Origin of the sequence: Naasia sp. SYSU D00948, from assembly GCF_017916515.1 — a bacterium.
Classification (GTDB): Bacteria; Actinomycetota; Actinomycetes; order Actinomycetales; family Microbacteriaceae; genus Naasia.
Map to the genome: position 1 here is coordinate 1,626,974 of NZ_JAFMTA010000001.1, position 12,704 is coordinate 1,639,677.

A 12,704-nucleotide genomic window follows, 5' to 3' on the forward strand; every position below is an offset into this window, starting at 1 on the left:
GCTCAAACGGGTGCGCCCTCTCTCACAATCATCACGCCCGATCGATGCGGTGGCGCCCTTCTCCTCCCCTGTCGGGACCGGTGCGCTGAGCGGAACCCGACGGAGCAAGCTGCAGCGTCAGCTGACGGTTCTGCACGAGCAGCTCGGCTTCACGGAGGACCGCCCAGAGCGCGATGAGCACACCGCAGACCTCCAGTGCCTCCTCCACGATCACCGCACCGGCGTAGAGGATCCGTCCGGCGCCGGACTGGGGCCAGCCGGTGATGGACAGGACGACCGCCTGAACGAGCTCGACTCCCACGGCTCCCGCCAGGAAGACGAGTCCGGCGACGAGCAGCCGCCGCCGCAGGGGCTCCCGCAGTCGACGGGACAGCCACAGGACGGCGGCGCCGACGAGGAGTGCGAAAGGCACTCCGAGGATCAGCCATTGGAACATGAACAGCCGCTGAGGGATGAAGTCCTCGAATCGCTCGTGGAGGCTGGCGCTCTCGTCGATGGACATGTAGACCGCGACGGCGCTGAACGCGTAGTAGGGGGCCGCCGCTCCGCCGCTGCGGCGATGGAGGCTGCCGACAGCGCAGAAGGCGAAGGCGAGGGCCGCGAGCAGCAGGGTGGAGAACCACGACCAGAGGTTGCTCTCACCGTCGGGCGAGAGGAAGCGCCCCAGCTCGTCGAGGAAGGAGTCGGGCGGCGCCGAGAGGGCGAACTCGAGGAGGCGGACCGCCGACCCCACCGCCATGATCGCCGCGGCGATGATCCCGAGAACCGCCACCAGAGGCCGGGCGGGTGACGCCGCTTCACCAGCGGCGCCCTCGTCGGGTCTGTTCCCTCGGGCCATGCTCGCTCGATCCCGCCGGGCTCGTTCGGGTCCGACCATCGCGCGGTCCGCGCCGGGACGACATCGGCCGCGGTGCGCACAACCTAGCCTGATGAGAGCGCACTCGGAAGAGCAGTATCGGGTCTCGGGGCCCGCCGACGCGCCGCTGCCAGAGGACGGGGACAGCCGTCTGCCACTCCGCAGCCGCTCCGGCGCAACGGCCCTCGGCTGCGCCGGATGTTGCGGGACTAGGCTCCCGGCATGGCCGGCAGCCGCAACCCTCTCGACGACCTCCGCGAGACCATCGGCCACCTGGCGGATCAGCTCAAGCGGCCCGGGTTCGAGCGCATGGACGATCTCGTGGGCGATCTCTTCGGCGGCCGTCCGGGGCCTGCCCGACCGCTGTCCGAGGTCCAGGCGGAGCTCGACGCGCTGGTCGGGCTCGAAACCGTCAAGGAGCAGGTGCGGGCGCTCGTCGCGTTCCTCCAGGTCCAGGCCCGCCGCAAGGCGCACGGCCTGCCCGAGGTGGCGACCTCCCAGCACCTCGTGTTCCTCGGCAACCCGGGCACGGGCAAGACCACGGTGGCTCGGCTCCTCGCGGAGATGTACCGAGCGGTCGGGCTGCTGCAGAAGGGCCACCTGGTCGAGGTCGACCGGTCCGGGCTCGTGGGGCAGTACGTCGGCGCAACCGCACTCAAAACGGATCGGGTGATCCGCCGGGCGCTGGACGGCGTCCTGTTCATCGACGAGGCCTACGCCCTCGCACCGGAGGACAGCCGCGTCGACTTCGGGCCGGAGGCGATCGAGGTCCTGCTCAAGCGGATGGAGGATCACCGGCACCGCCTGGTGGTCATCGTGGCCGGCTACCCGCGCCTGATGGAGTCCTTCCTGCTCTCCAACCCCGGGCTGCGATCCCGGTTCGCGCGGGAGATCACCTTCCCCGACTACTCGGTGGACGAGCTGCAGTCCATCTTCGGCAGCATCGTTGCGCAGCACGAGTACACGCTCGAGCCCGGGGCGGAGCAGACGCTGCGCCGCATCCTCGCCGGCCTCCACACCGGGGAGGACTCGGGCAACGCCCGGTTCGCGCGCACGCTGTTCGAGCAGGCGCTCAACCGTCAGGCGCTGCGGCTGTCGCGTGACGAGGGCCGCAGTCTCGATGCGCTGGACCGAGACGACGTGACGACGCTGACCGCCGACGACATCGCCGAAGCCGCCCGTGCCCTGGGTGAGGGGCCGGGAACCGACCCCGAACCGTCGCGCTGGCGCCGCTGGCTCGGCTGACCTCCGGGCGCGCGCCGTCGCTGGGGTTCAGGCGAGCGTGTGGCGGCACTCGTAGAGCACAGCGTGGACGTGCCCGCCGAGCGCCACCCTGTCGAGCACGGCCTCGAGAAGCCCCGTCAGCGTGTTGAGCCATATATACCGCTCGTCGCCGGTCCGGAATCTGGCCAGGGCGAAGTGGGCTCTGGCTCCGTCCTCCGGCCGGAGGACGGAGACGCCGTCCAGCTCGGCGTAGGCGACGGCGCCGTCGTCCATTCGCAGCACGCCACGCAGGGTGGGGATGTTCACGTTGTCGGAGCGCCGCGGCGCCAGGTTGGTCAGCTCGAACTGCGCACTCAGCCGCTCGCCGGTGACCGTGCCCGTCAACGTGCCGTAGATCTGCCCGCCTGCGCCGTAGTCCAGCAGCTCCAGGGAGCGGTAGGTCATCTCCCAGTCGCCGAGCCTGACGAGCTCCATCAGCTCCTCCTCGCCCTCGCAGAACCGCCGATGCTACGGCGGGGGCGATGTGGCGCACAGGGTCCTGCGACTCCATCCGACATGCTCGCGGCCGCATGGAGTCGGCCGCGGCCTGGATCGCTGCCGCTCGCGGCCGTCTGCGAGCGGCTCTTCCGACCTGCGGCGCCGATCCGCCCTATTGACTTTCGATAGGTACTGCACGACTATCGATGCATGCTGAAGCTGCATCTGCTCGTGACTCCGCTCCGGATACTGCTCGTCCTCGCGTTCGTCTTCCTGGTGGTGATGCAGGTGTTCAGTGTTCCTGGCGACATCGGGCACGATCTCCAGCAGGCGCCCGAGGCGGCGCACCTGCTCGTGCCGATGCTGGTCGTCACGGAGCTCGAGATCCTGTGCTTCCAGGTCGTGATCGTCTGCACGTGGCGACTGCTCACCATGGTCAAGCGGGACCGGATCTTCAGCGAGGCGTCCCTGGTCTGGGTGAACGTGATCGTGTGGACGTTCGTGGCCGCCTGGCTGCTCCTGCTCGGCCTGGCGGGCTATCTGACGGCGGTCATCTACGTCACCCCGGAATTGAGGGATCCCGGGATCCCGATCGTGCTCTTCGGCATGGTGCTGCTCGGGGCGGTGTTCGTGCTGCTCGTGGCGGTCCTGCGGGCGCTGCTGCGCCAGGCCACGGCCCTGCGCACGGAGATGGAGGCGGTCATCTGATGCCGATCGTGGTGCGGATCGATGTGGAGCTCGCGAAGCGCAAGATGAGCGTCGGGGAGTTCGCCGAACGGGTAGGCCTCACGCCGGCCAATGTCGCGGTGCTCAAGAACGGCCGGGCCAAGGCGGTGCGCTTCAGCACGCTGGAGGCCATGTGCCGGACGCTGAACTGCCAGCCAGGGGATCTCCTGGAGTGGGTCGAGGAGTAGGCGCCCGCGCTGCCTCGTGCCTCAGCAAGGCGGGCGCGCATGGGACGGATTGTGTAACAATCCTCGGGTGCCCCCGGTCGTCCTGGTCCTGCTCGCCGCCGTGCTCTTCGGCACGACGGGAACGGCGCAGGCTCTCGGTGCCCCGGAAGTGGATGCACTCTCGCTCGGCTCCGCCCGGATCGTCGTGGGCGGCTCCCTGCTCGCCCTCGTGGCGTATCTGACGGCCAGGCGCGCCGCACCGGTCCTCACCGTCGCGAAGCATCTGGATCGGCGGGGCTCGGCGCTCACCGTGCTCATCGGCGCTGTCGGCGTCGTCGCGTATCAGCCGGCGTTCTTCCTCGGAACCGAGCGCAACGGGGTGGCCGTCGGGACACTCGTCGCGCTCGGCTCCGCGCCGCTCCTCACCGGCGTCCTGACCTGGGGGATGGAGCGGCGCTTCCCCGGGGCGCGCTGGGGCGTCGCTACGGCAGTCGCCGTGCTGGGACTCGCCCTGCTCGGCGGTGCGGGCGGCGCGACCGGAGGCGGTGTCGACGTTCTCGGGCTCCTGAGCTCGCTCGGAGCGGGTGCGGCCTATGCGCTCTACGCGGTCATGTCCAAGCGACTGCTGGATGCGGGGTGGCGAGGAGCCGGCACCATGGGCGCCGTGTTCGGGGCCGCCGCCGTCGTCAGCCTCGCGCTCCTCGTCGTCACGGACACGCGGTGGCTCTGGACGGCGTCCGGTGCGCTGACCACGCTCTGGCTGGGCGTCGCCACCGTCACGGTCGCGTACCTGCTGTTCGCGGCGGGACTGCGGCACGTGTCCGCCGCATCCGCGTCCACCTTAACCCTGGCGGAGCCGATCACCGCCGCTCTGCTCGGCCTCCTCATCCTGCACGAGACCCTGGCGCCGTCGTCGTGGATCGGCGTCACGGCCATCGCGGCGGGGATCCTGATCCTCGCTCTTCCGCCGCGGCGCCCGGCGGTCGTGCGCGTCGCGGAGACCCCGACCCTGTGACCGTGCGCTCCTCCACGGCGGTCCACGCCCTCGCCGCCGCACTGCGGGAGGAGGTGCTGAGCGGGCGGCTCGCCCCCGGCCAGCCGCTGCGCGAGGAGCGCCTCGCCGCCCGGTTCGAGGTGAGCAGGCACACGGTCCGCGCGGCGCTGGCGTCGCTGGCGGCCGAGCGCCTGCTGGTGGCCGAGCCCTACCGCGGGGTGCGCGTGTCGGACTTCGACGAGGTGCAGGTGCGGGAGCTCCAGCAGCTGCGCACCGCGCTCGAATGCGAGGCGGCGCGCCTGGCCCTGGACGCCGGCGGGCTCCCGTCCTCGGAGGTGGATCGGGCGATCGACAGGCTGGCGGAGGCCGAGAGGCGCGGCAGCGACTGGATCGACGTCGAGCGCGCCCACGCAGCCGTGCACCAGGCGATCGTGGACGCCGCGGGGAGCCGCCGGCTCTCGGACACGTACCGGACGCTGGAGGGCGAGCTCGCTCTGCTGCTGCTGCACACCCGGACGGTGTTCTCCTCGCGGGACCTTGCCGAGGAGCACCGGGTGCTGCTGCGGGAGGTCGAGGCCCTCGGTCCCGAGGCGATCCGGTCCCACATCGCGGAGTCGACCACGGAGCTACTCCGCAGCAGGGCCTGAGACCGGGCGCGTCCGCCGGCGGGTCCCGCCTGTAGAAGACTGAGGAGTGGAGCCGCCGCCGACCGGGGCGGCGGAAGACGGAGAATCGCGTGACCGTGCTGCCCTTCAACGACGGCTGGGCGTACCGCCGGCCCCTCGGTCCCTTCGCGGCCGCCGAAGCCGGCGACGTCGTCCCGGTTCCGGTGCGGCTGCCGCACGACGCGCTGCGCGACACCGAGCGCCGGCCGGACGTGCCGGGCAAGGGAGCCGGCGCCTACCACCCGCACGGGGCCTTCTCCTACCTCAAGACGTTCGCGGTGCCCGCCGAGTGGGAGGGACGGCTCGTCCGGCTCGAGCTGCAGGGGGCGTTCCGCCGCGCCCAGGTCTTCCTCAACGACGAGTTCGCGGGGAACCGGGCCGACGGATACGCGCGCTTCCTCGTCGACCTCACGCCCTTCCTGAAGTACGGGGAGGACAACGAGCTGCGGATCGAGGTTCGCTCGGGTGAGGACTCCCGCTGGTACTCGGGGACCGGCCTGCACCGTCCCGCGCTGCTCCACGTCGACGCGCCCGTGCACATCGTGCCGGACGGCGTGACGGTCAGCACCGTGCGCATCGAGGAGGACCAGGCCGTCGTCGACGTCGTCACCACGGTCGCGAACGCGGGGCTGAGCACCCGCACGGTGATCGTGAGCACGACGGCGACGGCGCCCGACGCGCGCGAGGTGGAGCGCGACGCGACCCCGTCGACGCTCGCGCCAGGTGAGACGGCGGTCGTCCGTCAGCGCCTCTACGTCGCCGACCCCCAGCTCTGGAGCCCGGACAGTCCCGCGCTGTACACGGCGAGGGTCGGCCTCGGCACGGACGAGGCCGACGACCATGTCGTCTCCTTCGGCATCCGCACCGTGACGGTCGATCCCCGCAAGGGCCTCCGCATCAACGGGGAGCCCGTTCTCCTGCGCGGCGCGTGCGTGCACCACGACAACGGGCCGCTCGGCGCGGCAGCGATCGGACGGGCGGAGGAGCGCCGCATCGAGCTGCTCAAGCAGGCCGGCTTCAACGCGATCCGGACGGCTCACAACCCCGCATCGCCGGCCATGCTCGACGCGTGCGACCGGCTGGGCGTCCTCGTCATGGACGAGGCGTTCGACATGTGGACGCGCTTCAAGACGCCCTACGACTACGCGGCCGACTTCCCCCAGTGGTGGGCCGCGGACCTCGCGGCGATGGTCGCCAAGGACCGGAACCACCCGAGCGTCATCATGTACTCGATCGGCAACGAGATCATCGAGGTCGGCAGCCCGCACGGGGCGCGGTGGGCCCGCAGGATGGCCGAGCACCTCCGCGCGCTCGACCCGACACGCCTCGTCACCAACGGCATCAACCCGTTCCTCGCGGTGATCGACGAGCTGCCCGCCATCCTCGAGGCGGCCGGCGGCGGCCTCAACGAGGCGATGGCGAGCCCCGAGGGCGCGTTCCGCGCGATCGGCTCGAGCGAGGCGGTCACGCGCCGCACCGCGGAGTCCAGTGCGGCGCTCGACGTCCTCGGACTGAACTACGCCGAATCCCGCTACGAGCAGGACCGGGAGCTGTTCCCGCATCGCGTGATCGTCGGCTCCGAGACCTTCCCGTCCCAGATCGGCGCCCTGTGGCCCATGGTCCTCGAGAACGCCAACGTCATCGGCGACTTCACCTGGACCGGATGGGACTACCTGGGGGAGGTCGGCATCGGCGCGACCGGCTACGCCGAGGACCGCGAGGCGGTCGCCGCGCTCGAACGGGAGTACCCCTACCTCACCGCCTGGACCGGGGACTTCGACATCACCGGCTGGCGCCGTCCCGTCTCCTACTACCGGGAGATCGTGTTCGGGCTCCGGACCGAGCCCTACATCGCGGTCCTGCGGGCCGAGCACAGCGGCCACACGGTCACCATGCAGTCCCCATGGGCGTGGAGCGACTCCGTCTCCTCGTGGACCTGGCCCGGCCACGAGGGCCGGCCGATCACCGTCGAGGTCTACGCGGACGCCGACGAGGTGGCCCTGCTGCTTGACGGCCGGGAGGTGGCCCGCGGCCCCGTGGGCGACCGGCGCCCGATGCTCGCGACGCTCCAGACGGTGTACCGGCCGGGCGAGCTGACGGCCGTCGCCTACCGGGACGGCGCCGAGGTCGGCCGCACGGCGCTGACCACGGCGGAGGGATCGCCGCGACTCACGGCCGTCGCCGACCGCACCCGGATCCGCGACGACGACGCCGACCTCTCGTTCGTCGCGATCGAGCTGCGCGACGCGGCGGATCGCCTCGTTCTCGGCGACGACCGGCCCGTGACCGTGGAGGTCACCGGCGCCGGTGTCCTCGCGGGGATGTGCAGCGCCAACCCGAAGACCGAGGAGCGGTTCGACGCCTCCACCTGGCGGACCTTCGACGGGCGGGCGCTCGCCGTGGTGCGACCACGCGAGGCGGGCGAGATCCGGGTGACGGTGACGTCGCCCGGCCTCGACCCGGTCGAGCTGGCGGTGACCGTACGATGACCGGGGAAGGGGCGCAGCCCGCCGCGGAGCGACCGCGCGCACTGCTGCTCACGGGGGTCGGGCGGTACGCCGATCCGTGGCATCCGTTCGAGCAGACCAGCGATCGGCTCCGCGAGATCCTCACCGCCGCCGGGTACGAGGTCCACGAGCCGCAGGACGTCGACGCCGCCCTCGCCGCATACACGGACGGTGCTCCACCGAGCATCGTCGTGGCGAACCTCGGGAAGCCCCGAGACGGCCTCCCCTCGCCGGCCCTCGAGGCGCGCCCGGGACTCGAGCGCCTTCTCTCGACCACGCCGATCCTCGCCGTCCACGCCGCCGCCAACAGCTTCCCGGACTCGGACCTCTGGGCGACGACGATCGGCGCGCGCTGGGTCGACGGCCGGGCGTGGCACCCGCCGTTCGGCCGGCTCGCGGCCGTCCCGGAGTCGTCCGACGGATCCCCGCTCGGCCCGCTCCGCCCATTCGAGCTCGACGACGAGCGGTATCTCGGCCTCGACCACCACGGTCCCGTGCTCGGGCTCTACCGCCACGCCGACGAGGACGGCGTCCTCCAGCCATCGGTCTGGCTTCGGAACGCCGACGGACGGAGAGCCGCCTACGACGCGTACGGGCACGACGAGCGCGCGTACGCCTCCGACGCCCACCGCGACCTGCTGCTGCGCATCGTGCGCTGGCTCACGCGGTCATCGCACTGATCACGACCAGTGGCAGGTCGACCAGGAAGTGGGCCACGACCACCACGACGAGATTCCGCCGCCACAGGTAGAGCAGCGTGAGAGCTGCGCCGAGAGGGATCACCACGCCGACGACGTGCGCGAGTGACCAGCCGGCCGCGTGGGTCAGGGTGAACGCCGCCAGCGAGACCCCGCCGGCGACCCATCTCGAGCCGGAGAGCTCGAGAAGACGCTCGATCGCGTAGCCGCGGAAGAGCACCTCCTCGGTCACCGCCGCGGTGAGGACGGCGATCAGGAGCACGAGCCAGTGGTGCCCCGTCGCCACAGAGCCGACCGTCCCCTCGCCCTGGCGTGGAAGGACGGCCGAGGCCACCGCCGCGAGCAGGGGCACGAGCAGCGACAGCGCGATCCCGAGAACGACCGCGAGAGCCAGCCACTTCAGTCCCGGGGACCGCATCCCCAGGGAGGCCCAGGGACGGCGCTCGCCGAGGCGCACGAGTGCGAGCACCGCGATGCACAGCGCCCACATGACGGCGAGGCCGACGCCCGTGGCCAGTGGAGTCGTGCCCTCGCCGAACAGTGCCGGCCCGGCCACCAGCGCGTAGAGAGGCGGCCCGCCGAGAGCGAGGAGGAGGCCGATGATCGTGACCGCGACCGGTCGCTCCTCGACGCGGGCGTCCGCTCGATCCGTGCTCGTCGCCACTCCATCGTCCTTCCGCCGGCAGCCGTCGGTACAGCGATATACGGAGAACCTGCCGGACGGCAAGCGGCACCGGAGTCTTGCGTCCTCCGAGAGCCGGGGTGGAAGGTGGGGCGGGACGGCGTCGGATCGGAGGGCGAACGGTGAGCAGCGAGGCCCCATCCAGCGCCTGGATCTGCCGCACGTGCGCCAACCAGTATCCGCCGACGCCGGAGCCGCCGCCCGAGTGCCGGATCTGCGTCGACGACCGGCAGTACGTCCCCGCCGGCGGACAGGAGTGGACGAGCCTCGAGGAGCTCGCGGCCGAGGGGCACCGCACCGGGTGGACCGAGCTCGAGCCCGGGCTCCATCAGCTGACGGTGACGCCGTCGATCGGGATCGGGCATCGCGGGCTCCTCGTCACCACTCCGGAGGGCGGCGTCCTCTGGGATCCGCCCGGGTACCTCGACGCGGAGGCCGAGTCCCTCGTGCGGGAGACCGGCGGCCTCCTCGCCATCGCCCGCAGCCATCCGCACCTCTGCGGAGTCCTCGCCGAGTGGAGCGAGCGCTTCCCGGGAGCCGACGGACGGGGAGCGCCGATGTGGCTGCCGCGCCGCGATGCGGCCTGGGTCCTCCGCCCCGGTGAAGCCGTGCGCTGGTGGGAGGACCGCGCCGAGATCGCTCCGGGCGTCACGCTGATCCGCTGCGGCGGCCACTTCGCCGGGAGCGCCGTGCTCCACCTCGCGGACGCCGCGGAGGGGCGCGGAGCGCTGCTGGTCGGCGACACGATGATGGTGCTCCAGGGCAACCGCCGCGTCTCGTTCATGCGCAGCTACCCGATGCTGCTCCCGCTGCCCGAGCGCTACCTCGACGCGCTCCTGGCGTCCCTGGACGGCGTCCGATACGACCGGCTGTACGGCGCGTGGCCGGGACTGGTGGTGGAGGAGGGCGGCCCTCAGGTGGTCGCCCGGAGCGCCGAGCTCTACCGGGCGTGGCTCACCGGGACCGCCCGCGATCCGGACCAGGACGACGCGTGACGGTGCCGCGCGGCAGCCGCGGCTAGGGCGCCGGCAGGCCCCCTCCCGCGGGCCGGCCTGGCCATGGGTCACGACACGCTGCGCGAGATTCGACTGATTCGTCCAATGCGCGGAGAACGTCGCGCTCGTGCTGGCGGCGACCGCGGGCTCGACGGCGGCGGCCTCCGCAGCCCGCTGCTGACCGCGCCCGGCCGCCTTCCCGCGTTCCCGGCCCGTCCCTATGCTTCCGAAAGAGCCGAGAAGGAGCCGCCCGTGAGCAGCAAGCCCACCGTCCTGTTCGTCTGCGTGCACAACGCGGGCCGATCCCAGATGGCCGCCGGCTACCTGCGCGAGCTGTCGCAGGGCCGCGTCGAGGTGCTGTCCGCCGGTTCCGAGCCGAAGGACCGCATCAACCCCGTCGCGGTGCAGGCGATGGCGGAGGAGGGGATCGACATCGCCGGCAACGTGCCCAAGGTCCTCAGCACCGAGGCCGTCCAGGACGCTGATGTCGTGATCACCATGGGCTGCGGCGACGCCTGCCCGTTCTTCCCCGGCAAGCGGTACGAGGACTGGGAGCTCGTGGACCCGGCCGGCAAGGACCTGCCGATCGTGCGCGAGGTCCGGGACGACATCCGGCGCCGTGTCGAGCAGCTCCTGTCGGAGATCCTGCCGGTGCAGGCGTGACCTCCCAGGACTTCGACGGTCTCGTCGCCGTGGTGACGGGCGGGGCGTCCGGGATCGGGCTCGCGACGGCGGCCCTGCTCGCCGACCGCGGCGCGCGCGTCGCCGTGCTCGACAGGGCCATCGACCACCTCGACGAGCGCCTCCTCGGGCTGCCCGCGGACGTGTCCGACCGCGGCTCCGTCTCGGCGGGGATCGAGAGGGTCGCTGCGACGCTCGGCGGCATCGACGTGGTGATCAACAACGCGGGGATCGGCGCGATCGGCACGGTCGCCGACAACGACGACGCGGAGTGGGCGCGAGTCCTCGACGTCAACGTCACGGGGATGGCCCGCGTCAGTGCGGCGGCGCTGCCCTGGCTTCGCGCGTCCCGTGCGGCGGCGATCGTCAACACCTGCTCGGTCGCCGCCACGAACGGCCTTCCCCAGCGCGCCCTGTACTCGGCGTCCAAGGGCGCCGTGCTCGCGCTCACGCTCGCCATGGCCGCGGACCACGTGCGCGAGGGGATCCGTGTCAACTGCGTCTGTCCCGGCACGGTGTCCACCCCGTGGATCGGGCGTCTCCTCGATCAGGCGGAGGATGCGGAGGCGGAGCTCGCCGCGCTCAACGCGCGCCAGCCGATCGGCAGGCTCGTCACTCCGGAGGAGGTCGCGAATGCCATCGCGTACCTCGCGAGCCCACTGTCGGGCTCGACGACGGGCACGGCCCTCGACGTGGACGGCGGGGTGTCGAGCCTCCGGCTGCGGCCGCCCCAGCGCTGACCCGGCCGGAGACCCGCGTCCTCAGCCTTCGACGGAGGTCGCCGAGTGCGGTGCGCCGACCGGCTTCGACTGCGCGGAACCGCGCTCGCGGAGGTACACCGACAGGACGACCATGCTGCCGACCGCCAGGAACTCCGACTGCCAGTTCTGCAGCGTCCGGTTCCAGAAGTCGGACGACATGAGGTACTCGCCCAGGGAGAGCGGGTCCTGGTAGTCCGTCAGCTGCTGCTCGTTGTACGCGGCGCGCCCCGCCACCCACTGGACCGCCCAGGAGGCGAAGAAGATCAAGCCCATCACCCAGAGGAGCGAGTGGGAGTAGAGCGCGTGCCGCCAGCCGCCCGCCTTCGCCCAGGCCGGGGAGTCCTCGCGCGCGTACCGGCCCACCATCTGGTCCTCGTCGGACTCCCGGCCGACCTGATCGAGCTCCTTCGACTCGGTCGAGCCGCGGTGCACGAGCCAGACGGTGGCGGTGATGAAGAGCAGGAACTGGAGGTACTCCGACTGCCAGTTCTCGGTCACGTCGGTCGCGAAGCTCGCCGAGGTCACGTAGTCCAGCCAGCCGATCGGAACGAGGTGGGAGGCCGTCTGCTGCTCGTTGAACTCCAGCCACCCGGTGACGGACTGACCGATCACGGAGAGCAGGAAGATCACGCCGAAGAAGACGCCGAGCCCGACGGGGCGGATGCGGTCGAGGAGAGCATTCATCGTCCCAGCACCCCCACCACGCCGAAGTACACGAGTCCTGCCGCGATCGCGGCGACGTAGACCACGAAGGTCGCCTTCACGTCAGCCTCCCGTCACGATGCAGTCGTAGGGCGCCTCTGGAACAGGGGTGCATCCCGCCGCCCGCACCGCCCAAGTCTCCCCGGTCCTGGCGAGGAACAGGGTGTCCTGCTCCATCTCCGCGATCGCCGCCCGGCCCCACGCCTCGACGTGGACCACTGCGCCGCCGGCGGGCACGCCGAGGGACTCGAGCGCGCTCTCGCAGTCCTCCCCGCTGCCGGTCTCGACCTCCTGCACCGCCGCCGGCGTGAGCAGCGAGCAGGCCGTCGAGAAGTCCCCGCTGCTGATGGCGCGGTCGAAATCGCCCGCCACCACGGCCGGCGACGCGAGGCCCATCGTGCAGCCGGACAGGGCCGCGGCCAGGACGCCGGCCGCCGCACAGGGAGCGAGGCCCCGAAGAAGAGGAACCTTCATGTCTCCCATGACAGTACGTCGAGGGGGCGCGGACAACCCCCTTCCCGGGGGCGCCTCGCGCGCGCTAGGAGCGTGATTCGCCCCTTCGCTCAACA

The 12,704-nt window shown here is 71.8% G+C and carries 15 protein-coding genes; 10 read left to right on the forward strand and 5 right to left on the reverse strand.

The annotated features are described in order from the left end of the window. Positions 1 to 31: 31 nt before the first annotated feature. Positions 32 to 772: a hypothetical protein gene (locus J3P30_RS07725; protein ID WP_210480422.1), complete on the reverse strand. Its 741-nt coding sequence runs from the start codon at positions 770 to 772 to the stop codon at positions 32 to 34. 306 nt (positions 773 to 1,078) lie between these two features. Here J3P30_RS07725 and J3P30_RS07730 point away from each other — a divergent pair, with 306 nt between their 5' ends. Then, positions 1,079 to 2,101, forward strand: coding sequence for an AAA family ATPase (locus tag J3P30_RS07730; protein WP_210480425.1), 1,023 nt, complete (start codon positions 1,079 to 1,081; stop codon positions 2,099 to 2,101). Between the two features lie 27 nt (positions 2,102 to 2,128). On the opposite strand, the gene J3P30_RS07735 is transcribed toward J3P30_RS07730, so the two are convergent. Next, a complete protein-coding gene (locus J3P30_RS07735) occupies positions 2,129 to 2,554 on the reverse strand; it encodes a hypothetical protein (protein WP_210480427.1) in 426 nt (141 codons plus the stop codon). Between the two features lie 213 nt (positions 2,555 to 2,767). On the opposite strand from J3P30_RS07735, the gene J3P30_RS07740 reads away from it, so the two are divergent. The 6 genes from J3P30_RS07740 to J3P30_RS07765 all read left to right on the forward strand — a co-directional run bounded on the left by J3P30_RS07740 (position 2,768) and on the right by J3P30_RS07765 (position 8,296). Next, positions 2,768 to 3,265: a DUF2975 domain-containing protein gene (locus tag J3P30_RS07740; protein WP_210480429.1), complete on the forward strand. Its 498-nt coding sequence runs from the start codon at positions 2,768 to 2,770 to the stop codon at positions 3,263 to 3,265. Continuing rightward, the gene (locus J3P30_RS07745) at positions 3,265 to 3,471 is read left to right on the forward strand and encodes a helix-turn-helix transcriptional regulator (RefSeq protein ID WP_210480430.1); all 207 of its coding nucleotides are present in this window, start codon (positions 3,265 to 3,267) and stop codon (positions 3,469 to 3,471) included. The genes J3P30_RS07740 and J3P30_RS07745 overlap by 1 nt, the downstream gene beginning before the upstream one ends. 67 nt (positions 3,472 to 3,538) lie before the next feature. Beyond that, entirely contained in the window at positions 3,539 to 4,465 is a 927-nt protein-coding gene (locus tag J3P30_RS07750) for a DMT family transporter (protein ID WP_210480432.1), read from the forward strand. A gap of 2 nt (positions 4,466 to 4,467) precedes the next feature. Then, positions 4,468 to 5,091 carry a GntR family transcriptional regulator gene (locus J3P30_RS15570; RefSeq protein WP_307807438.1) on the forward strand — a complete coding sequence of 208 codons (624 nt, stop codon included), beginning with the start codon at positions 4,468 to 4,470 and terminating at the stop codon, positions 5,089 to 5,091. A gap of 89 nt (positions 5,092 to 5,180) precedes the next feature. Further along, a complete protein-coding gene (locus J3P30_RS07760) occupies positions 5,181 to 7,598 on the forward strand; it encodes a glycoside hydrolase family 2 TIM barrel-domain containing protein (protein ID WP_210480447.1) in 2,418 nt (805 codons plus the stop codon). After that, positions 7,595 to 8,296 carry a ThuA domain-containing protein gene (locus tag J3P30_RS07765; protein WP_210480449.1) on the forward strand — a complete coding sequence of 234 codons (702 nt, stop codon included), beginning with the start codon at positions 7,595 to 7,597 and terminating at the stop codon, positions 8,294 to 8,296. Before J3P30_RS07760 ends, J3P30_RS07765 begins: the two co-directional genes overlap by 4 nt. On the opposite strand, the gene J3P30_RS15575 is transcribed toward J3P30_RS07765, so the two are convergent. Continuing rightward, positions 8,277 to 8,978, reverse strand: a complete 702-nt coding sequence (locus tag J3P30_RS15575; protein ID WP_210480451.1) for a CPBP family intramembrane glutamic endopeptidase — start codon at positions 8,976 to 8,978, stop codon at positions 8,277 to 8,279. The two genes, J3P30_RS07765 and J3P30_RS15575, sit on opposite strands and share 20 nt — an antisense overlap. Positions 8,979 to 9,118: 140 nt before the next feature. Here J3P30_RS15575 and J3P30_RS07775 point away from each other — a divergent pair, with 140 nt between their 5' ends. The 3 genes from J3P30_RS07775 (at position 9,119) to J3P30_RS07785 (ending at position 11,412) form a co-directional block, all read left to right on the forward strand. After that, positions 9,119 to 9,991, forward strand: a complete 873-nt coding sequence (locus J3P30_RS07775; protein ID WP_210480453.1) for a hydrolase — start codon at positions 9,119 to 9,121, stop codon at positions 9,989 to 9,991. Between the two features lie 252 nt (positions 9,992 to 10,243). Beyond that, positions 10,244 to 10,654, forward strand: a complete 411-nt coding sequence (locus J3P30_RS07780; RefSeq protein WP_210480455.1) for an arsenate reductase ArsC — start codon at positions 10,244 to 10,246, stop codon at positions 10,652 to 10,654. Next, positions 10,651 to 11,412 carry an SDR family NAD(P)-dependent oxidoreductase gene (locus tag J3P30_RS07785; RefSeq protein WP_210480457.1) on the forward strand — a complete coding sequence of 254 codons (762 nt, stop codon included), beginning with the start codon at positions 10,651 to 10,653 and terminating at the stop codon, positions 11,410 to 11,412. Before J3P30_RS07780 ends, J3P30_RS07785 begins: the two co-directional genes overlap by 4 nt. A 21-nt stretch (positions 11,413 to 11,433) precedes the next feature. Here the strand turns inward: J3P30_RS07785 and J3P30_RS07790 are convergent, their stop codons facing one another. Together J3P30_RS07790 and J3P30_RS07795 are read right to left on the reverse strand one after the other, a co-directional pair. Next, complete coding sequence (locus J3P30_RS07790; protein ID WP_210480459.1) at positions 11,434 to 12,117, reverse strand: DUF6766 family protein; 684 nt, start codon at positions 12,115 to 12,117, stop codon at positions 11,434 to 11,436. 81 nt (positions 12,118 to 12,198) lie between these two features. Beyond that, positions 12,199 to 12,609 (reverse strand): hypothetical protein, encoded by a 411-nt coding sequence (locus J3P30_RS07795; protein WP_210480461.1) that lies wholly within the window; start codon positions 12,607 to 12,609, stop codon positions 12,199 to 12,201. Positions 12,610 to 12,704 lie beyond the last annotated feature (95 nt).

What these genes read in the sequence shown, in the direction of transcription:
- J3P30_RS07730 (WP_210480425.1), top strand. Translation starts at nt 1,079, where the DNA reads ATGGCCGGCAGCCGCAACCCTCTCGACGACCTCCGCGAGACCATCGGC.
- J3P30_RS07735 (WP_210480427.1), bottom strand. Translation starts at nt 2,554, where the DNA reads ATGGAGCTCGTCAGGCTCGGCGACTGGGAGATGACCTACCGCTCCCTG.
- J3P30_RS07740 (WP_210480429.1), top strand. Translation starts at nt 2,768, where the DNA reads ATGCTGAAGCTGCATCTGCTCGTGACTCCGCTCCGGATACTGCTCGTC.
- J3P30_RS07745 (WP_210480430.1), top strand. Translation starts at nt 3,265, where the DNA reads ATGCCGATCGTGGTGCGGATCGATGTGGAGCTCGCGAAGCGCAAGATG.
- J3P30_RS07765 (WP_210480449.1), top strand. Translation starts at nt 7,595, where the DNA reads ATGACCGGGGAAGGGGCGCAGCCCGCCGCGGAGCGACCGCGCGCACTG.
- J3P30_RS07790 (WP_210480459.1), bottom strand. Translation starts at nt 12,117, where the DNA reads ATGAATGCTCTCCTCGACCGCATCCGCCCCGTCGGGCTCGGCGTCTTC.
- J3P30_RS07795 (WP_210480461.1), bottom strand. Translation starts at nt 12,609, where the DNA reads ATGAAGGTTCCTCTTCTTCGGGGCCTCGCTCCCTGTGCGGCGGCCGGC.